Genomic DNA, 18,511 nt, shown 5'->3' with positions numbered 1-18,511 from the left:
ACCAAGGTCGACACCTGCCGGGGGACCTAACGCGCGGCGGTCGCCTGACTGGCCAGCTGGCGCTTCACCCAGTCATCGATCAGACGCTTCTCGTAGCGCAGTGGATCGCTGTCGCTCTTCAGTCCCACGTTGTGCAGGTAGCCGGTATCGCTGAGGCGCGCATCGCCCTCGCTGACAATACGGCCGCTGGCATCCTTCAGCGTGTACTGCAGGGTGATCCGTGGCGGGTAGATGTCGCGCATGATCCGGATGTCGCGGCCACGCGGGCCGTGCCAAGGCTCGTAGTCACCGGCACGCTTGATGTCGACGAGGGTCACATCGAGGGTCTGCCCAGGCTGCAGCGGCTTGGCTGCGGTGGTCTGCAGGTAGCGGGCCAGCTGCTGCACCCAGTCACCGCGTTCGGCCTCGAAGCGGTTGCTGCTCTGGCGTATTTCGGTGAACTTGGCCGGATCTTCCCATTTCACGCTGACCGGTCCATCGGCCTGCAACGCACGCGGCGCGTCTGCATCGGTCACGGTGCGTGGCGCAGCATTGGCGCCACCGGCCGCCAGGGCGCCTGCCAGCAGGGCAATCGCGAGTGAGCGTTTCATGACGGTCTCCTGCGTCCCCGCGCTGGGGGGGTGTTGATCACGGATCGAGTGTGAGCCTGCTGCCGGACGACCGCAATGGCCGATTGCGTCGCGGGCAAGAGCGGTTGCCGCCAATTCATCGACGTCAACCATGACTGACGGCGCTTGACGCTGTGAATACGCCCTTTGGAAGATGCTGTGCTCCCAACCTGGCCTGCAAAGACCCCCTTGTCCACACTGCCGCCCCTCGTGGAGCGCCCACCGATGCTGGTGTCGGCGCCAGAACCCGACCTGCATCGTGGCGTGCTTGAGCGCATCAACGCCGGCTTCTGCGTGATCCAGGTGCTGTTCGAGGGTGATCGTGCGGTCGACTATTGTTTCATCGAAGTCAACGACGCGTTCGAGCGCCACACTGGGCTGAAGGATGCGCGTGGCAAGTGCATGACTGCGCTGGAACCCAACCACGAGCAGGACTGGTTCCGTATCTATGGCGAAGTCGCACGCAGCGGCCGCCCCGCTCAGTTCGAGATGGAAGCCCGTGCGCTGGGCCGCTCGTTCGCGGTCGACGCGGTGCGGGTGGGGCGGCCGGGAGAAGACAAGGTCGGCATCCTGTTCTTCGACATCACCGCGCGCAAGCAGATGGAAGTGGAGCTGGGCGAAAGCGAAGCCCGTTTCAGCGCGCTGGCAGACGGCCTGCCGATGCCGGTGTGGGTGCTCGATGAGCGCGGCCATGCGCGTTTCGTCAACAGTGCCTTCAGCGAGTTCTTCGGTGGTGATGAAACGCGTGTGCCGGAAGATGTCTGGCGCGGTCTCGTGCATCCGGATGACGCGTCCGTGTTCGAATACGAACTGCAGGAAGCGCTGAAGGCGCAGCGTTCGATGCACGCGCTGGTGCGTGCCCGGCGCGCGGATGGCCAGTGGCGCTGGCTGGAGATGAACGCCCGCCCGCGTTTTTCGCGGATGGGCCGCTTCATCGGCCTGGCCGGCAGCAGTCCGGATGTCACCGAACGACGCGAAATTGAACTGGCCCGCGAGGAGCTGCTGCAGTCCGAGCGTGCCGCGCGCAGTGCCGCCGAGAACATGGCGCGGCTGAAGGACGAGTTCCTGGCCACGCTGTCGCATGAACTGCGTACGCCGCTGACCACCATCCTGGGCTGGAGCGAACTGCTGCTGCAGCGCGTAGACAACACCAGTCCGCTGTACAAGGGCCTGAACGTGATCGCCAACAGCGCCGGTGCGCAGAAGCGGCTGATCTCGGACATGCTCGACCTGAGCAGCATGCTGCTGGGCAAGGTGCAGCTGGAGGTGGAGATACTGGACCTGCGCGACCTGCTGAGCGAAGCCATCGGCGCGCAGGAGCTGGTCGCCGAAGGCAAGGCGCTGGAAGTGAGCCTGCTGCTGCCGGAACAGCCGTGCCTGGTGCTGGGCGATGCCACCCGCCTGCAGCAGGTGTTGTGGAACCTGCTGTCCAATGCGATCAAGTTCACCCCGGCCGAAGGCCGCGTCGACCTGCAGCTGCAGGCCGATGGCAATCACTGGGTGATCACCGTGCGCGACACCGGCGACGGCATCGCGCCCGAATTCCTCAACCATCTGTTCAGCCGCTTCCGGCAGGCTGATGGCACCACCACGCGCCGTCATGGCGGTCTCGGCCTGGGCCTGGCGATCGTGCAGCAGCTGGTCGAACTGCATGGCGGCACGGTCACTGCCGCCAGCGAAGGGCATGGCCACGGCGCCACCTTCACCGTGCGCCTGCCCCAGCACCTGCCGGATGCAGAGCGCCGACCGCTGCGCGAAGTGATCAGTGGGCCGATCCTGGAGCCGGTGGTCGTCGAACCCTATCCGCTGCGCGGCATGCACGTGCTGGCGGTGGAGGATCAGCCGGAAGTGCTGGAATACCTGCGCCGCATGCTGGAAGAGCAGGGCGCCACCGTATCGGCGGCCAGCTCGGCCGGCGAAGCGCTGGCACTGCTGGCCGACACCGGCCACCTGCAGTACCACGTGCTGCTGACCGACATCGGCATGCCGGGCATGGATGGCTATGGGCTGGTGCGCACCTTGCGCGAGGACATGGGCGTGGACGCGGCGACCTTGCCTGCGGTGGCGGTGACTGCACTGGCGCGTGCCGACGACCGCCGCCGCGCGCTGGCGTCGGGCTTCCAAGAGCATGTGGCCAAGCCGTACTCGGTAGCGCAGCTGGTGGCTGCCGTGCGCAAGGTGCAGGTGCCACGCGCGGACAGTGCGCTGCACTGAACATTCACGGCCGATCGGCGACCCTGCAGTCAGGAGGTCGCCGATGTCCCGTATAGCTCCACGTATCCACACCGATCCGGCGCAGATCGCGCGCCTGGAAGCCCTGCTGCCGCAGCTGGATGGCGAAACGCAGGTGGAACTGATTCTGCACGATGGCCGCCGCCTGCTCGGCACGGTGGCCGTGAGGCCAACTGTGCAGCAATACCGCAACGCCGCGGGTGATGAAGGCAGCAACGGCCAGTTGCGCCTGGATGACTACGACACGCCGGTGCAGCAGCACCATGTGTGGCTGGATGAGATCGCCAGTGTCAACCGCCTGCCACCCAAGGCGCCTTGATCCGATGTAGAGCCGAGCCCACGCTCGGCTCTGCCGCCGCCCGAGCGTGGGCTCGGGCGCTACAGATGTGTCAGTGCTCGAACAGGGTCGGCGTCGCCTCGAACCGGCGTGCGTACGCCCGCTCCTCTGCAACCCTCGCCACCTCGTCATCAGCCAGGTCCGGCGCGCCGTACACCGCATAGGCCACGCTGCCGTCGGCGCCATGGCCGACCTGGTGCAGCCGGTAGCGTGAGTGGCCGCCGCCGGTGTCCTGGGGGTAATGCACGGGCGGATGGCTGCCTTCCAGGTCCATTTCACTGTTGTCGACCACGCCACCGACGAACAAGGCTCGCATGCAGGTTCTCCTGGGTTTCCGGGGGAGCCTCTACCCTGAACGTTTCAATGTTGCTGGCAGATCAAAGCCCCGTTCGGGTTTCGCAAAGCGGCTGCCGGGGCCGGCCCGGTCAAGCCGGTACAATGGACGGCCCTCACGCTTGAAGTACCCGCGCCGATGGCCTCCAGCGACGACGCCCCCCTGCAGACCCTGTTCCTGCCGTTTTCACAAGGTGCCCTGCGCTGGCCGGAAGGTCCGGTGGCCTTCCTGCGGGCCCGCGACGGCTGGCCGCTGCGCGAAGCGGCCGGCAACCGCGAGGTGCACTGTGAACAGAGCTTCGCCCCGTTCGCGCAGCCGCTGCAGCAGGCAGCCGGCTGGACCGTCAGCGGCCAGCTGGATGATGTGGCCGGCAAGGGCCGCTACCCGTTGGTGCTGGTGCTGCCGCCGCGCCAGCGCGAAGAGGCTCGTGCGTTGTTTGCGCGCGCGCTGGCGCTGGTCGCCGACGGTGGCCGCATCGTCGCCTGCCAGTCCAACAACGAAGGCGCGCGCTCCGGCGAAGGCGACCTCAAGCAGTTGGCCGGCCTCGGCGGCAGCCTGACCAAGAACCACTGCCGCGTGTACTGGACCGCCCCGATGCAGGGCCAGCACGATGCCGACCTGGCCAAGCGCTGGTCGGCACTGGACGCGGTGCGCCCGATCGTCGGTGGCCGTTTCCTCAGCCGCCCGGGCGTGTTCGCCTGGGATCGCATCGATCCGGCGTCGGCGCTGCTGGCCGAGCACCTGCCGGCCGACCTGGCCGGGCGTGCCGCCGACCTCGGCGCCGGCTACGGCTACCTGTCGCGCGAACTCCTGGAACGCTGCCCGAAGATCACCGCGCTGGACCTGTACGAGGCCGAGCAGCGCGCACTGGCGCTGGCCGAGCTCAATCTGGCGCCGCCGCCGCGCCCGCTGCCGCTGCGCTTCCTGTGGCAGGACGTCACCGCCGGCATCGAGCCGGGCTACGACGTCATCATCAGCAACCCGCCGTTCCACACGCCGTCGCGCGCTGACCGCCCGGACATCGGCCAGCGCTTCATCGCCGTGGCTGCGCAGGCATTGCGCCCGGGCGGGCGCCTGTACGTGGTGGCCAACCGCCACCTGCCTTACGAGCACACCCTCAACGACAGCTTCGGCGCGGTGCGCGTGGTCGCCGAACGCGACGGTTTCAAGCTGGTGGAAGCAGTGAAGGGGAAGGGCAAGTGAAGCTGGTCAAGCACATCGCCAACCTGGGCTATGGCAGCCGCAAGCAGGTGCAGTGGATGTTCCGCGAAGGCCGCATCACCGACGCCGACGGCGAGGTACTGTACGCCGACGACCAGGTGCCGCACGAGGTGATCCGGGTTGATGGCGAGCCGCTGGACCCGCCGCCGGGGCTGTCGATCGCGCTGCACAAGCCGGCCGGCTACACCTGTTCGACCAAGGACACCGGGCGCCTGATCTACGACCTGTTGCCGCCGCGCTTCCGCGACCGCGATCCGGTGCTGTCCACGGTGGGCCGCCTCGACCGCGAGACCAGCGGCCTGCTGCTGCTGACCGACGATGGCAGCCTGCTGCACCGGATCATCTCGCCGAAGTCGAAGCTGCCGAAAGTCTATGAGGTCGAATTGAGCGAGGACCTGCGCGGCGACGAGGTGGCGCTGTTCGCCAGCGGCACGCTGATGCTGGAGTCCGAGAAGACGCCCCTGCTGCCGGCTGAACTGGAAGTGCTGGATGCGCGTCGCGCGCGCCTGGTGCTGCACGAAGGCCGCTACCATCAGGTACGCCGCATGTTCGCCGCCACCGGCAACCACGTGCAGGCCCTGCACCGCAGTCGTGTTGGCGGGCTGGACCTGCAGGGGCTGGACGAAGGGCAATGGCGGCAGCTCACTTCCACCGACCTGGATACGCTGTTCGCTCCATGACCACCATCGCTGCGCTGCCGTTCCTCCCCGACGCCGTCATCTTCGACATGGACGGCCTGATGATCGACAGCGAGCGGGTCTCGCTGGCCTGCTGGAGCGAGGCCGCCGACGAATTCGCACTGGGCCTGGACGAGGCAGTGTTCCTGCGCATGGTCGGCCTCGGCGACCGGGATTCGCACGCGCTGCTGCGTGCGCAGGGTATCGAGGACAGCGTGATCGAGGCGGTCGCTGCACGCTGCCACGAACTGTACGAAGGACGCACACAGACCGGCCTGCCGTTGCGTCCGGGCATCCTGGAACTGCTGGAGCTGCTGAAGGCGCACGCGGTACCGCGCGCGGTGGCCACCACCACGCGGCAGCCGCGTGCCAACCGCAAGCTGGCGGCGGCCGGACTGCTGCCGTATTTCGACGCGGTGATCACCAGTGGCGACGTGGCGCGGCCGAAACCGGCGCCGGACATCTACCTGCTGGCCGCACAGCGACTGGGCCAGGTGCCTGGGCGCTGCCTGGCGCTGGAAGACTCACCCGCTGGCACGCGCGCGGCATTGGCCGCTGGCATGACCGTGATCCAGGTACCGGACCTGGTGCATCCTGACGAAGAGCTGCGCGCGCTTGGCCATCGCATTGTCGGTTCGCTGGTGGACGCGCACGCGTTGCTGGTGCCGTTGTTGCCGAAATAAGCGGTAGGTGCCGACCGTTGGCCGGCACTGAGCCGAGCATGGCTCGGCTCTACATCTATTGGTGGGTGCCGACCGTTGGTCGGCACACCTGCCCCCATCACACCCGCCCGAACACCAGCGCGGCGTTGGTGCCACCGAAGCCGAAGCTGTTGGACATCACCGTGTCCAGCGTCTGCGCGCGGCTTTCGCGCAGGATCGGGAAGCTCTCCACCTTCGGGTCCAGTTCGCCGATGTTGGCCGAACCGGCAACGAAGCCATCGCGCATCATCAGCAGGCAGTAGATCGCCTCGTGCACGCTGGCCGCACCCAGCGAATGGCCGGACAGCGCCTTGGTCGAGGACAGCGGCGGCACCGCATCGCCGAACACTTCGCGGATGGCGTTGAGCTCGGTGACGTCGCCCAGCGGCGTGGAGGTGCCGTGGGTGTTGAGGTAATCCAGCGGGCGATCGACGCCCTGCAGTGCCATCTTCATGCAGCGCACCGCGCCTTCACCGGACGGGGCGACCATGTCGGCACCGTCGGAGGTCACGCCATAGCCGATCAGTTCGGCATGGATGCGCGCGCCGCGCGCAACGGCGTGGTCGTAGTCCTCCAGCACCAGCATGCCACCACCGCCGGCGATGACGAAGCCGTCGCGGTCCTTGTCGTACGGGCGCGAGGCGCTGGCCGGGGTCTCGTTGAAGCTGGTCGACAGCGCGCCCATCGCATCGAACATCACGCTCATCGACCAGTGCAGGTCTTCGCCGCCACCGGCGAACATGATGTCCTGCGCGCCATGGCGGATCATGTCCGCGGCGGCGCCGATGCAGTGCGCCGAGGTCGCGCAGGCGGCCGACAACGAATAGCTGACGCCCTTGATCTGGTAGGCGGTGGCCAGGCAGGCCGAGACCGTCGAGCACATCGTGCGCGGCACCATGTACGGGCCGACCTTGCGCACACCACGTTCGCGCAGCAGGTCGACCGCGCCGATCTGCCATTCGCTGGAGCCGCCACCGGAACCGGCGATCAGGCCGGTGCGCAGGCTGCTGACCTGCTCGGCGCTGAGCCCGGCATCGGCGATGGCATCGCGCATGGCCAGGTAGGCGAAGGCCGCCGCGTCGCTCATGAAGCGCTTCTGCTTGCGGTCGATCAGCGCCTCCAGATCGAGGTCGACACGACCGCCGACCTGGCTGCGCAGGCCCGCTTCGGCGTGGTCGGCCAGGGCGGTGATGCCCGAGCGCCCTTCGCGCAGCGCGGCCGAAACGGTATCCAGATCATTGCCGAGGCAGGAGGTGATGCCCATGCCGGTGATGACGACGCGACGCATCAGAAGCTCCCGGTTTCGGTGAACAGGCCGACGCGCAGGTCGCGGGCGCTGTAGATTTCGCGATCATCCACGTACATGCGGGCATCGGACTGGGCCATCACCAGCTTGCGGTTGATGACCCGGCTGATGTCGATCTCGTAGCGTACGAGCTTGGCGTCCGGCAGTACCTGGCCGGTGAACTTCACCTCGCCACAGCCCAGCGCGCGGCCCTTGCCGGGGGCGCCCAGCCAGGTCAGGAAGAAGCCGGTCAGCTGCCACATGGCATCCAGGCCCAGGCAGCCTGGCATCACCGGGTCGCCGATGAAGTGGCAGCCGAAGAACCACAGGTCCGGGCGGATATCCAGCTCGGCGCGTACCATGCCCTTGCCGTGCGGTCCGCCGTCCTCGTGGATGTCGGTGATGCGGTCGAACATCAGCATCGGATCGTTGGGCAAACGGCCGGCGGCGGTGCCGAACAGTTCACCGCGTGCGCTGGCCAGCAGCTGTTCGCGGTTGAACGCGTGGAGACGGGTCATGAAGCACAATCCTGGAAGCGGGGAAACAGGGAAACAAGCGTTCGAGGATGCCCGTGGAAACTGCGCCGATCAAACATTTCAACCGTACGCAACCGTAGTGTTTTCAATGGAATACGCGCATCCTGTTGATGTGCAACGACCATACTTCGGCGTGTGGCCCGTTCGGCACGCCCCCGCCCTTTCCGCCTGACATGACCCGACTGCGCAAGATCATCCACGTCGACATGGACGCGTTCTACGCGTCGGTGGAGCAGCGCGACGATCCGTCACTGCGCGGCAAGCCGGTGGTTGTGGCATGGCGCGGCGCGCGCTCGGTGGTGTGTGCGGCGTCCTACGAGGCACGCGTGTTCGGCGTGCGTTCGGCGATGCCGGCGCTGCGCGCCGAACGCCTGTGTCCGGACGCGATCTTCGTGCCGCCTGACTTTGCACGTTACAAGGCGGTGTCACGCCAGGTGCGCGAGATCTTCCTGCGCCACACCGACCTGGTCGAGCCGTTGTCGCTGGACGAGGCCTACCTGGACGTGACCGAGCCGAAGAGCGGCATCGAACTGGCCACCGACATCGCCCGCACCATCCGTGCGCAGATCCGTGAGGAGACGAACCTGACCGCTTCAGCCGGGATCGCGCCGAACAAGTTCCTGGCCAAGATCGCTTCGGACTGGCGCAAGCCCGATGGCCAGTTCGTGATTCCACCGCAGCGGGTGGACGCGTTCCTGCAGCCGTTGCCGGTGAACCGGGTGCCCGGCGTCGGCAAGGTGATGGAAGGAAAACTTGCCGCGCGCGGCATCGCCACCTGCGGCGATCTGCGGCAATGGGCATTGACCGATCTGGAAGAGGCGTTCGGCAGTTTCGGCCGCAGCCTGTACAACCGCGCACGCGGCGTCGACGAGCGGCCGGTGGAACCGGACCAGCAGGTACAGTCGATCTCCTCGGAGGACACCTTTGCCGAGGACCTGCTGCTGGAAGACCTGGGCGAGGCGATCGTGCAACTGGCGGAGAAGACTTGGAAGGCCACGCGCAAGACCGAGCGCGTCGGCCACACCGTGGTGCTGAAGCTGAAGACCGCGCAGTTCCGCATCCTCACCCGCAGCTTCACCCCGGAGCGCCCGCCGGAATCGATGGAAGAACTGCGCGACATCGCGCTGGCCCTGCGCGCCCGCGTCGACCTGCCGGCGGAGACCCGTTACCGCTTGGTCGGCGTCGGCCTGGGTGGCTTCCGCGAAAAGGAGGCCGTGGTGCAGGGGGAATTGTTCGAGCACTGATCATTGCCGTGGCCCCCAACCGGCGGCCCCCACCAACCACACCCCGTTCCATCAACACCACGAAACCGGCGAATGCGGGGGGGGGCCGGGGGCGGGGGCGTGCGCCGCTTGTATGCGGCGACCGAGCTTACTTGCACGTACTGGCAGCGTCCCCCGCAACCGCCCCCACCTCGCCATCCCACGGATAGCCAGCTGTTGCTGTTGCTTCGGCTGTTGCCGTTGCATTGAGCAGGTGCAGGGCGCAGCCCTGCAAAAGAACTCCCTACCTCATGGCCACTGCATCTCGCCCTTGGCCACCTTCGCGCTCAGCTCCAGCGATGCGACGCCATCCAGCTTCGGGTAGCGCGACTGCATTGCCTGCACCAGCGCCGCACTGTCCTTCGCCTTTGCCGCTTCGATATCGAACGTGCGGATGTAGTCCGCAGTGAAGCGCAGTGCACTGGCATCCAGCGCCGCACCTGGCGCGTAATGCCCCGGCACCACCACCTTCGGCTTCAGCGCCTGCAGCTGCTGCAGGGTCTGCAGCCAGTCGGCATGTGACTTCGGCGTCTGCGTGTCGGCCATCCACACGTGCTCGCCCGCCACCACCGGAATGCCACCGACGATCGCGCGCAGCGACGGCACCCACAGCACGGTGCGGTCCGGGGTCGGTCCGTCCAGGCCGATCAGCGGCAGGCGCTGGCCTTCCAGTTGCAGGGCATCGCCCTCCAGCACCTGCGGCAGCACGATGCGCGCGGGCACGTCGGCAGCCATCTTCGGGCCCCAGTAGGCCAGCTTGCCGGCCTGTGTCTGCTGGATGTGGGCAACGGTCTGCGCGGTAGCGACGATGCGCGCCTGCGGGAACGCATCCTGCAGCGTGGCCAGGCCGAAGTAGTAGTCCGGATCGCCGTGGCTGATATAGATCGTGGTCAACTGCTTGCCGCTGGCGCGGATCAGCTCGACCAGTTTGCGCGCGTCGCTGGCACCGAACTGCGCATTGACCAGGATCGCGTCGTGGCGGCCTTCGATCAGCACCGAGGACACCGAGAACATTGCCTGCGGGCCGGGATGGAAGGTCTGCAGGTGCAGTTGGGATTTCGTCGCGGTGGTCGGCGCCGCGGTGGCCGGTGCGGCCAGCAGCGGCGCACTGGTGAAAGTGGCGGCCAGGGCGAGGGGAAGCAGCAGGGCAGCGGTACGCATGGGAATTCCTTGTCTAGAGCCGGGCCAATGCCCGGCTGCATGTTCGCGTAGAGCCGAGCGCGGGCTATGCCGGGCGTCCTTGCCCGGCCCCCTACGGGCCGTCGCAAGCGATGTTGGCAACGGCTCCTGCCGTTGCCTTCGGCTCTACAGGGAGGTAGCGCCGGGCCATGCCCGGCGGACGGCATGATCAATACGCTGCCGTGATGATCTGCTTCGGGTACTTGTGCGCTTCCAGCTCGGCGACGAACGCGGCGCCGTAGTCGGCATAACTGATGCGGCTGTGCCCGCTGGCGTCGGCCAGGAACGCCTTGGGCTGCACGCGGTAATGGCCACGCTCTTCGCCCGGGCCGATTTCGGCGGCCGGCGAGAAGAAGGTCCAGTCCAGGTCGTCCACCACCTGCAGTCGATTGAAGGCTTCTCGATGGGCCAGCGCGTATGGCTTGTAGGCCTCCGGGAAGGTGGGGGTATCGACCAGCTGCACGCCGGGTGCGACTTCCAGGCTGCCGGCACCGCCGACCACCACCAGGCGCGGTACACCGGCCTTGCGCGCGGCCGCGGCCAGCTGTGCGGCCACCTCGCCGACGCGGCCGATGTCATCGCCCGGGCGTGGGCCGTAGGCGCTGGCCAGCACGTCGTGGCCGGCGATGGCGGCGACCAGCGCGTCCTGGTCATCCAGCGAGGCGACCACCGGATGGGCGCCGGCCAGTTCGGCCGGAAGATCCTGCGCGCTGCGCACGATGACAGTGAGTTCGTGGCCGTTCGCCAGCGCGTGGCTGGCGATCTGGCGGCCGATGTTGCCGGTGGAACCGACGAGGGCGATCTTCATGGCAGGACTCCGTGGGGCGGTGTGGGGGGGACGCGGCCACTGTAGGCCGCTGCAGTCGCTCGAAAAACAGCGTATAACGCGCTTGTTTGTTGCATGGATCGAGCATATGGATCGATTGACCGCCATGACCGTGTTCGTCGAGGTGGCCGAGCGCGGCAGCCTGACCGCAGCGGCAGAGGTGCTGGACATGTCACGGGCGATGGTCAGCCGTTACCTGGCCGAGGTCGAGGGTTGGCTGGGCGCGCGCCTGCTGCACCGGACCACACGGCGGGTCAGCCTGACCGGCCCCGGCGAAGCGGCGCTGGCGCGCTTCCGGCAGATGCTGGCGATAAGTGAGGAACTGCAGGGCGAGCTGGCCAGCGATGATCCCGAACCGCACGGCACGCTGCGGGTGACCGCCAGCGTGTCGTTCGGGCAGAGCCACCTGGCACGAGCGGTGGCCGGTTTCGTCGCGCGCCATCCTGCCGCGCGCATCGAACTGCTGTTGGTCGACCGCACCGTGAACCTGGTGGAGGAACGGGTGGACCTGGCCGTGCGCATCGCGCGCCAGATCGATCCCAGCCTGATCGCACGGCGGCTGGCGACCTGCCGCTCGGTGCTGTGCGCGACGCCGTCCTACCTGGAGGCGCGCGGTACGCCAACCGCTCCCGAACACCTGGCCGCGCACAACTGCCTGACCCACCACTACGTCGGCAAGAGCCTGTGGCAGCTGCACCGCGATGGCCGTTCGCTGTCGGTGGCTGTGGGCGGCAACATCAGTGCCAACGAGGCATCGCTGCTGCTGGAGGCGGTGCGGGCCGGTGCCGGTATCGCCATGCTGCCGACCTACCAGGTGGCGCCGATGCTGCGCAGTGGCGAACTGGTCGAACTGCTGCCCGAATTCAGTCTGGACGAGCTCGGCATTCATGCCGTGTACGCATCACGGCGACAGCAGCCCGCTATCATGCGGCGATTCCTGGACTTCCTGGGCGAGTGCTTCGCCGGCCCGGCCTTCCAGGATCTGGATTGGCGCCCGCCGGGCACGGAGGACACATGAACCATGGACAGGCCTTGATCGACCACAACCGTGCTGCCTGGGACCGCCAGGCCAGTGAAGCGCGCGAATGGTCGCGCCCGGTGGAAAGCTCAACGATTGCTGCCGCGCGCGCAGGCCGCTGGCAGGTGCACCTGACGCCGCGCGCGTTGCCGCTGGACTGGATGGGCGACGTGCGCGGCCGTCGCATCCTGTGCCTGGCCTCGGGTGGTGGCCAACAGGCACCGGTGCTTGCTGCCGCTGGCGCCGATGTCACCGTGTTCGACCTCTCCGACGGGCAGCTTGAACAGGACCGCGCGGTCGCCGCGCGCGATGGCCTGCAGCTGCGCACCGTGCAGGGTGACATGCGCGACCTGCACGTGTTTGCCAATGACAGTTTCGATGTGGTGTTCCACCCGATCTCGAACCTCTACGTCCCTGACGTGCGCCCGGTATGGACTGAATGCCGCCGCGTGCTGGCGCGCGATGGCATGCTGATGGCCAGTTTCTACAATCCGGTGCTGTTCGTGGGTGCGCGCGATCCGCAGCTGGATGCACAGGGCCTGATCCGTCCGCAGTACGCCATTCCCTATTCGGACCTGGAAGACCTGCCGCAAGCCGAACGCGAGGCGAAGCTGGCCCGTGGCGACGCATTGACCTTTGGCCACAGCCTGACCGAGCTGATTGGTGGCCAGCTGGATGCCGGCTTCGTCATCGATCGCTTCATGGAAGACTGGCAGCCGCGGCCGCGCTTCCTGATCGACCGTTATCTTCCCACCTTCCTGGCCACCCGAGCGCGCCGGATCGGTTGAGGCGGATCGGCGTGGAAACCAGCGGCGTACAATGGGGGGCCCACGTCGTGCAGGTGCCGTTCCTTGTCGTATCCCTATCCACTGGTCGTGTTCGACCTTGATGGCACGCTGGTCGACAGCGCAGCTGATATCGCCGAAGCGCTGAACCGCACGCTGGAGGACATCGGCATGGCACGCGTGCCGGAAGCCACCGTGCTCGGCTGGATCGGCGACGGTGTGCGCCGCCTGGTCGAACAGGCCGTGCATGCGGCAGGCCGCGAGGTCGACCTGGCCGAAGTGATGCCGGTGTTCATGGTGCACTACCGTGAATGCCTGCTGCGCAGCCCGCGCCTGTTCGATGGCGTGGCCGACGCACTGGCGCAGCTGCGCGCGCGCGACGTGCCACTGGCGATCTGCACCAACAAGCCCGAAGCACTGGTGCCGCCGCTGCTGCAGCACCTGGGCATTGGTGATGCGTTCGCGCTGATACTGGGCGGTGATTCGCTGCCGCAGCGCAAGCCCAGTGGCGAACCGCTGCGGCACATCGCCGCGCATTTCGCGCTGCCGGTGGAGGCGTGTCTGATGGTGGGAGATTCGTTGACCGACTACCGCGCCGCCGAAGATGCGGGCATGCCGATCGCGCTGGTGCGCTACGGCTATCCGCGCGGCCTGGACCTGGGCAGCGCGCACGCGGTGGCAGTGATCGACGACCTGCGTGAGTTGCCGGGGTTGGCCGCGGGCGTTCGGGCGTAGAGCCGAGCCCACGCTCGGCTGCTTCATTGCGTGAGCCGAGCATGGGCTCGGCTCTACAGTAGATCGACGCCATGCGTCGATGGCATCAGGAGGCGCCGGGCGATGCCCGGCGCGCGCCTTCATTTCGGCTGGTAACGCACGCTCAGCTGGTACTCGCGGCCGGGCTGGTTGAACCACGCCACGGTCTCGTAGCGGCGATCGAACACATTGGCGGCACGCGCCAGCAGCGTCCACGACGGCGTCAGCGCGTACTCGGCGCGCAGGTCCAGCGTACCGTAACCCGCCACCTTCACCGCGTTGGCGGCATCGTCATAGCGCTTGCCCGCTCCCTGAACCGTCAGGCCTGCGCGGAAGGCCCCGAAACGTCGATCGAGGTCCAGGCGTGCGGTCTGCTGTGCACGACGCGGCAGCCAGTTGTCGAACTGGGTGCTGCCGCCGGTGCGGTTGCGTGGGTCGGTGTAGCTCAGCTGGGCGTTGATGTCGAAGCCGGCCAGCAGCACGCCACCGGTCAGTTCGGCACCGCGGATGCGCGCCTTCTCCACCTGCTGCATCCTGAAGGTCGCCGCATCGTAGGTAATCAGATCATCGATGCGGGTTTCATATACGTCCAGGCCCCAGTGCCAGCCCTGTCCCTGCTGCGAAACGCCCAGGTTGGCGCTCTTGGACTTCTCCGGGTTCAACGTCGGCACGCCGCTCCACGGGTCGTACAGATCGCTGAAGGTCGGCGCCTTGAACGCGGTGCCATAGCTGGCGTTGAGGCGCAGGCCGTGGCCCAGTTCCATCGCCCAGCCGGCGCTGCCGGTGGCGTGGTTGCCGAACTGCTGGTTGTCGTCGTTGCGTGCGCTGACCTGCAGCTGGTGGCGGCCGAAGCGGCCCTGGTACTGCACGAACACGCCGGTGTTGCGACGGCTGTCGACGAGGTACCCGGCGCTGCTGCCATCCAGGTTGTCTTCGCTCCAGTCCACGCCGGTGCTCAGCAGCTGGCCTTCGGCCATGCCGAAGTCGCCCTGCAGCGAGGCGCTGTCACGATGGGTCTGGGCGCTGCCACGGGCATCGAAGTCGCCGAAGTTGTCCGACTCGTTGTCACTGCGGCCGACATTGGCGGTGAACGCCAGGCGTTCGGACGGGGTGTAGCGCAGCTTGCCGGACAGCACCTGCTGGCGGGTTTCCGAATAGTTGTAGTAGCCGTCGTAATGGTTCTTTCCGTCGGCACGCAATGCACTGCCTTCCACGTTCCATTGGTCGTTGAAGGTGTAGCCACCGCGCAGGCTCTTGGACAGGTTGCGGTAGCCGTCGCGGTCATGCTCGTCGGCAAAGCAGCCCGCGGTGAACACCGAGGAGGAGCCGCGGCAGGCATCGATGCCATCGGAATGCTGGTAGGCGATGTCAGTGCCGAACCAGCCGCGTTCGGTGCCGCCGCCAATGCCGCCACTGGCCTCGCGCAGTCCATTGCTGCCGCCACCGAGCTGGAAATGCGGGGCGAAGTCACCCTGGCTGCGGCGGGTGAAGATCTGGATCACGCCACCGATGGCGTCCGCGCCGTACAGGCTGGACTGCGGGCCACGCACGATCTCCACGCGCTCGATCTGTGCCAGCGGCAGGTCCTGGTACATCGCCAGGCCGAGGTCGGCGCTGTTGATGCGCACGCCATCGACCAGCACCACGGTGTGGCCGGAGTTGGTGCCGCGCAGGAACAGCGAGCTCTGCTTGCCCAAGCCGCCGGCATTGGTCAGGTTGATGCCGGCGCGGCCGCGCAGCAGTTCCTGCAGCGAGGTGGCCTGGCTGGATTCGATCTGCGCGCGGTCGATCACCTGGGCCGGCGCGATGCTGTCCTGCAGGGCGATCGGGGTGCGGGTCGCAGTGACCAGGATCTGGTCGAGCGCGGTGGTGTCATTGGCGGCCTGGGCCAGCGCGGGCAGGGCGGCCAGCACGGCCAGGGACAATATTCGGGACTGCAGCTTCATGGGGGACTCCAGGTGCCACGCACGCCCGCGTGGCGAAGGGGAGGAGCCGCGAAGGCAGGCACGCGCCGATGCCGCAGCGCACGCCACGGTCATCCAGCGCCATGCCCACCGCATCGCGACCTGAGGCTTCCGGGCCGGTCTCCGGGCTTGCCGCCGGGCGGCGCGAGGCCGCCGTCCAGGCGCCTTCCCATGCCTGAGGCACAGTGGCAGTGTTGCCCGGAACTGACGTGCTTACCGTTGCGGGGGCAGCGCCGGCCTGGCGTGGAATCACGCGTCACCGGCTTCCCGTTTCAACCTGCCGGCCGTGGCCGCAGGTCACCTGGAAGTGCGCGCAGTCTACGGCATCGCAGGCAGTCCCGTTGCGTCGCGCCTGCTCGACTGCCTTTGCTGTGCCCTTAGAATGGTCCCTCGATCCCGTGGTGCCGTTGCCGATGTCCGCCCGTTTTCCGCTGTCCCCGCGTTGCCTGTACGGAACGCACGCATGATCCTCGACCTGGTCCGCCATGCCGGCAACGGTCGCGATGAGTTCCTCGATGGCCGCAGCGACCCACCGCAGCTGGCCCGCCTGCCGCAGGAATTGGTCGACGCCTACGCCGCGCAGCCCTGGGAGCGGGTGATCAGTTCGCCGCGGCTGCGCGCGCTGCACACGGCAATGGCGCTGGCCACGCCGCGCGGGCTGGACGTGGAAGCGGACGAGGAATGGGAAGAACTGGATTTCGGCGATTGGGACGGGCAGTCGCTGTTCGACCTGCCGGAGGATGCACTGGCTGCCTTCCATGCTGACCCGCATGCGTTCCCGCCGCCGAACGGCGAAAGCTGGGGCCACTTCGAGCGGCGCATCGCGCGCGCGCTGGATCGCCTGCTCGATGATGACGATCCGGTGCCGACGCTGGTGGTCAGCCATGGCGGCCCGCTGCGCATGGTGCTGTCGAAGGTCTGCGGCCTGCCGATGTCGCTGTGCTGGGCGCTGCGCATCGACCATGGCACGCGCCTGCGTGTGTGGCTGGAGCGCGGTGAGGTCGGGCTGGTGGGCGAATTGCTGGAACTGCAGCAGCCCTGAGCTGCTCTTGTAGAGCCGAGCCATGCTCGGCTGCACTTCGATCAGAAAGGCCAGCCGAGCGTGGGCTCGGCTCTACAGGAGGGCGCGGCTCAATCCTCGTCCGCGCGCTCGGTCACGCTGTCTTCCGCCTCATCGTCGGCATCGAAGCGCTGCTCATGCACCGGGCCCGACGCCGGACCGGCCGCCTTCAGCGGATGCGCGGCGATGCGCGCTTCATAGTCCTGTACCAGCGCATCGCGCTGCGGCTCGCTCAGTTCCTGCCAGTGGCAGTCCAGCACCGCACCCTCCAGCGAGTACAGCAGGTTCAGGCTGGGCTTGAAGCCGGCACGCTTGACCTTGACGAAGGCACCGACCGCTCCGATCGCGACCAGGTCGTCGCGGCTGCGCAGGCCGACCTGGCGCAGCCAGGCCGCGCTCTTGGGGCCGATGTTGCGCAGCTTGGGTGCGTTCATCCCAGCGCCTCGACGAACACGCGGGCAATGGCTTCCAGGCCGGCCTGGTCGTCGGCATCGAAGCGGCCCACCTTCGGGCTGTCGATGTCGAACACGCCGATCAGTTCATCGCCGCGCAGCAGCGGCACCACCAGCTCCGAACGCGAGGCCGAATCACAGGCGATGTGGCCGGGGAAGGCGTCGACATCCTCCACGCGCTGGGTGACCCGCTGGCTGGCGGCGGCACCGCACACGCCCTTGTCCAGCGGGATGCGCACGCAGGCCGGCAGGCCCTGGAACGGGCCGACCACCAGTTCCTTGCCATCGTACAGGTAGAAACCCACCCAGTTCAGGTCGGGCAGGGCGTGGTAGACCAGTGCGGAGAGGTTGGCCGCGTTGGCGATGCGGTCGGACTCGGCGTAGACCAGGCCACGGGCCTGTTCCAGCAGCTGGGCGTATTGTTCCGGCTTGCTGCCGGTGAGCGAGGCATTGGCGAACATGCCCGCAGTCTAGCAAGCGCGACGGGCCGGCGATAATGCACGCTCTGTTGCCCTGTTGGAGCCAATCGATGCCGTTGCCTGCCACGCTGCCGCCCGCCCTGTTCGTTACCGGCACCGACACCGAAATCGGCAAGACCGCGGCCAGCACTGCGCTGCTGCATGCGCTGCGCCGGCGCGGCCTGCGTGCGGTCGGCATGAAGCCGGTGGCCAGTGGCAGCGAAGACCTGGGGCAGGGCCTGCGCAACGAGGACGCGCTGGCACTGCAGGCGGCCAGCTGGCCGGTGCCGGACTATGCCGACCTGAACCCGTATGCGCTGCGGCAGCCGCTGGCACCGGAGCTGGCGGCGGCCGAGGACGGCGTGCAGGTGGAACTGGCGCCGATCGTGGCCGCGTTCGCGCGACTGCGCGCGCAGGCCGATATCGTGGTGGTGGAGGGGGTTGGCGGTTGGCTGGCGCCGGTTTCGGCCACGCTGGACCAGCTCGACCTGGTGCGTGCGCTGCAGCTGCCGGTGCTGCTGGTGGTGGGCATGCGGCTTGGCTGCGTCAACCATGCGCGGTTGACTGCGCAATCACTGCAGGCCAGCGGCGTGGACCGCCTGGGCTGGATCGGCAACCACATTGATCCTGCGATGCAGCGCCAGGACGAGAACATCGCCACGCTGCAGCAGCGCCTGCCGATGCCGTGCTGGGGACGGCTGCCGCATCTGCCTGGGGCGGATGGTGAAGCGTTGAGCGCGCATCTGTTCGACGACCTGGGGTAGTGCCGGCCGCTGGCCGGCAACCTCGATGAATCACGTCCATGCAGTTGCCGGCCAGCGGC

Annotated in this window: 21 protein-coding genes and 1 riboswitch; of the genes, 12 read left to right on the top strand and 9 right to left on the bottom strand. The window is 67.7% G+C overall.

Translation table 11 applies throughout. The features are described from left to right. Positions 1-26: 26 nt before the first annotated feature. The gene (locus R5H29_RS06815; protein WP_019660921.1) at positions 27-590 is read right to left on the bottom strand and encodes a DUF3016 domain-containing protein; all 564 of its coding nucleotides are present in this window, start codon (positions 588-590) and stop codon (positions 27-29) included. A gap of 243 nt (positions 591-833) precedes the next feature. Between R5H29_RS06815 and R5H29_RS06810 the strand changes: the two genes are divergently transcribed. Together R5H29_RS06810 and R5H29_RS06805 are read left to right on the top strand one after the other, a co-directional pair. Beyond that, a complete protein-coding gene (locus tag R5H29_RS06810) occupies positions 834-2,822 on the top strand; it encodes an ATP-binding protein (protein ID WP_332328959.1) in 1,989 nt (662 codons plus the stop codon). Positions 2,823-2,865: 43 nt separating this feature from the next. Continuing rightward, positions 2,866-3,159: a DUF3247 family protein gene (locus R5H29_RS06805; protein ID WP_332328951.1), complete on the top strand. Its 294-nt coding sequence runs from the start codon at positions 2,866-2,868 to the stop codon at positions 3,157-3,159. Positions 3,160-3,229: 70 nt separating this feature from the next. On the opposite strand, the gene R5H29_RS06800 is transcribed toward R5H29_RS06805, so the two are convergent. Continuing rightward, the gene (locus R5H29_RS06800; protein WP_332328950.1) at positions 3,230-3,493 is read right to left on the bottom strand and encodes a hypothetical protein; all 264 of its coding nucleotides are present in this window, start codon (positions 3,491-3,493) and stop codon (positions 3,230-3,232) included. Between the two features lie 156 nt (positions 3,494-3,649). Here R5H29_RS06800 and R5H29_RS06795 point away from each other — a divergent pair, with 156 nt between their 5' ends. Genes R5H29_RS06795 through R5H29_RS06785 form a run of 3 tightly spaced genes read left to right on the top strand, consistent with a single transcriptional unit; the run spans position 3,650 to position 6,092 of the window. Next, positions 3,650-4,714: a class I SAM-dependent methyltransferase gene (locus tag R5H29_RS06795; protein WP_308305306.1), complete on the top strand. Its 1,065-nt coding sequence runs from the start codon at positions 3,650-3,652 to the stop codon at positions 4,712-4,714. After that, complete coding sequence (locus R5H29_RS06790; protein WP_180877010.1) at positions 4,711-5,412, top strand: pseudouridine synthase; 702 nt, start codon at positions 4,711-4,713, stop codon at positions 5,410-5,412. Before R5H29_RS06795 ends, R5H29_RS06790 begins: the two co-directional genes overlap by 4 nt. Then, positions 5,409-6,092, top strand: a complete 684-nt coding sequence (locus R5H29_RS06785; protein ID WP_180877013.1) for an HAD family phosphatase — start codon at positions 5,409-5,411, stop codon at positions 6,090-6,092. Before R5H29_RS06790 ends, R5H29_RS06785 begins: the two co-directional genes overlap by 4 nt. A gap of 97 nt (positions 6,093-6,189) precedes the next feature. On the opposite strand, the gene fabB is transcribed toward R5H29_RS06785, so the two are convergent. Together fabB and fabA are read right to left on the bottom strand one after the other, a co-directional pair. After that, positions 6,190-7,398 carry a beta-ketoacyl-ACP synthase I gene (fabB, locus tag R5H29_RS06780; protein ID WP_019660927.1) on the bottom strand — a complete coding sequence of 403 codons (1,209 nt, stop codon included), beginning with the start codon at positions 7,396-7,398 and terminating at the stop codon, positions 6,190-6,192. Beyond that, a complete protein-coding gene (gene fabA / locus R5H29_RS06775) occupies positions 7,398-7,913 on the bottom strand; it encodes a 3-hydroxyacyl-[acyl-carrier-protein] dehydratase FabA (RefSeq protein ID WP_014035851.1) in 516 nt (171 codons plus the stop codon). Before fabA ends, fabB begins: the two co-directional genes overlap by 1 nt. Between fabA and R5H29_RS06770 the strand changes: the two genes are divergently transcribed. Both R5H29_RS06770 and dinB read left to right on the top strand, forming a co-directional pair. After that, positions 7,912-8,103, top strand: coding sequence for a hypothetical protein (locus R5H29_RS06770; protein WP_140223365.1), 192 nt, complete (start codon positions 7,912-7,914; stop codon positions 8,101-8,103). The genes fabA and R5H29_RS06770 overlap by 2 nt on opposite strands. A gap of 1 nt (position 8,104) precedes the next feature. After that, positions 8,105-9,175 (top strand): DNA polymerase IV, encoded by a 1,071-nt coding sequence (gene dinB / locus R5H29_RS06765; protein ID WP_332328949.1) that lies wholly within the window; start codon positions 8,105-8,107, stop codon positions 9,173-9,175. Positions 9,176-9,442: 267 nt separating this feature from the next. Here the strand turns inward: dinB and R5H29_RS06760 are convergent, their stop codons facing one another. Both R5H29_RS06760 and R5H29_RS06755 read right to left on the bottom strand, forming a co-directional pair. Further along, positions 9,443-10,354 (bottom strand): MBL fold metallo-hydrolase, encoded by a 912-nt coding sequence (locus R5H29_RS06760; protein WP_111097721.1) that lies wholly within the window; start codon positions 10,352-10,354, stop codon positions 9,443-9,445. Between the two features lie 187 nt (positions 10,355-10,541). Beyond that, positions 10,542-11,180 carry an NAD(P)H-binding protein gene (locus tag R5H29_RS06755; protein ID WP_332328948.1) on the bottom strand — a complete coding sequence of 213 codons (639 nt, stop codon included), beginning with the start codon at positions 11,178-11,180 and terminating at the stop codon, positions 10,542-10,544. A gap of 106 nt (positions 11,181-11,286) precedes the next feature. Between R5H29_RS06755 and R5H29_RS06750 the strand changes: the two genes are divergently transcribed. The 3 genes from R5H29_RS06750 to gph all read left to right on the top strand — a co-directional run bounded on the left by R5H29_RS06750 (position 11,287) and on the right by gph (position 13,736). After that, on the top strand, positions 11,287-12,216 hold the full coding sequence (locus tag R5H29_RS06750) for a LysR family transcriptional regulator (protein WP_019660931.1): 930 nt from the start codon (positions 11,287-11,289) through the stop codon (positions 12,214-12,216). Then, positions 12,213-13,004 carry a class I SAM-dependent methyltransferase gene (locus R5H29_RS06745; RefSeq protein WP_019660932.1) on the top strand — a complete coding sequence of 264 codons (792 nt, stop codon included), beginning with the start codon at positions 12,213-12,215 and terminating at the stop codon, positions 13,002-13,004. Before R5H29_RS06750 ends, R5H29_RS06745 begins: the two co-directional genes overlap by 4 nt. Before the next feature lie 63 nt (positions 13,005-13,067). Further along, on the top strand, positions 13,068-13,736 hold the full coding sequence (gene gph, locus R5H29_RS06740) for a phosphoglycolate phosphatase (RefSeq protein ID WP_019660933.1): 669 nt from the start codon (positions 13,068-13,070) through the stop codon (positions 13,734-13,736). A gap of 119 nt (positions 13,737-13,855) precedes the next feature. Here the strand turns inward: gph and btuB are convergent, their stop codons facing one another. Beyond that, positions 13,856-15,700, bottom strand: coding sequence for a TonB-dependent vitamin B12 receptor (btuB, locus tag R5H29_RS06735; RefSeq protein ID WP_332328947.1), 1,845 nt, complete (start codon positions 15,698-15,700; stop codon positions 13,856-13,858). 114 nt (positions 15,701-15,814) lie between these two features. Next, a riboswitch (cobalamin riboswitch) is annotated at positions 15,815-16,038 on the bottom strand. A gap of 143 nt (positions 16,039-16,181) precedes the next feature. Here btuB and R5H29_RS06730 point away from each other — a divergent pair. After that, a complete protein-coding gene (locus tag R5H29_RS06730) occupies positions 16,182-16,760 on the top strand; it encodes a histidine phosphatase family protein (protein ID WP_019660935.1) in 579 nt (192 codons plus the stop codon). 89 nt (positions 16,761-16,849) lie between these two features. On the opposite strand, the gene R5H29_RS06725 is transcribed toward R5H29_RS06730, so the two are convergent. Together R5H29_RS06725 and R5H29_RS06720 are read right to left on the bottom strand one after the other, a co-directional pair. Beyond that, a complete protein-coding gene (locus R5H29_RS06725; protein WP_332328946.1) occupies positions 16,850-17,212 on the bottom strand; it encodes a TfoX/Sxy family protein in 363 nt (120 codons plus the stop codon). Then, positions 17,209-17,691 (bottom strand): GAF domain-containing protein, encoded by a 483-nt coding sequence (locus tag R5H29_RS06720; protein ID WP_005407940.1) that lies wholly within the window; start codon positions 17,689-17,691, stop codon positions 17,209-17,211. The genes R5H29_RS06725 and R5H29_RS06720 overlap by 4 nt, the downstream gene beginning before the upstream one ends. A 68-nt stretch (positions 17,692-17,759) precedes the next feature. Between R5H29_RS06720 and bioD the strand changes: the two genes are divergently transcribed. Beyond that, positions 17,760-18,452: a dethiobiotin synthase gene (gene bioD, locus R5H29_RS06715; RefSeq protein WP_111097716.1), complete on the top strand. Its 693-nt coding sequence runs from the start codon at positions 17,760-17,762 to the stop codon at positions 18,450-18,452. Positions 18,453-18,511: the final 59 nt, after the last annotated feature.

Source organism: Stenotrophomonas sp. A3_2, from assembly GCF_036624925.1.
In the GTDB taxonomy this organism is placed as follows: Bacteria; Pseudomonadota; Gammaproteobacteria; order Xanthomonadales; family Xanthomonadaceae; genus Stenotrophomonas; species Stenotrophomonas hibiscicola.
The sequence above is the reverse complement of the archived record's forward strand: the minus strand, read 5'-3'. Positions and strand labels throughout refer to the sequence as shown.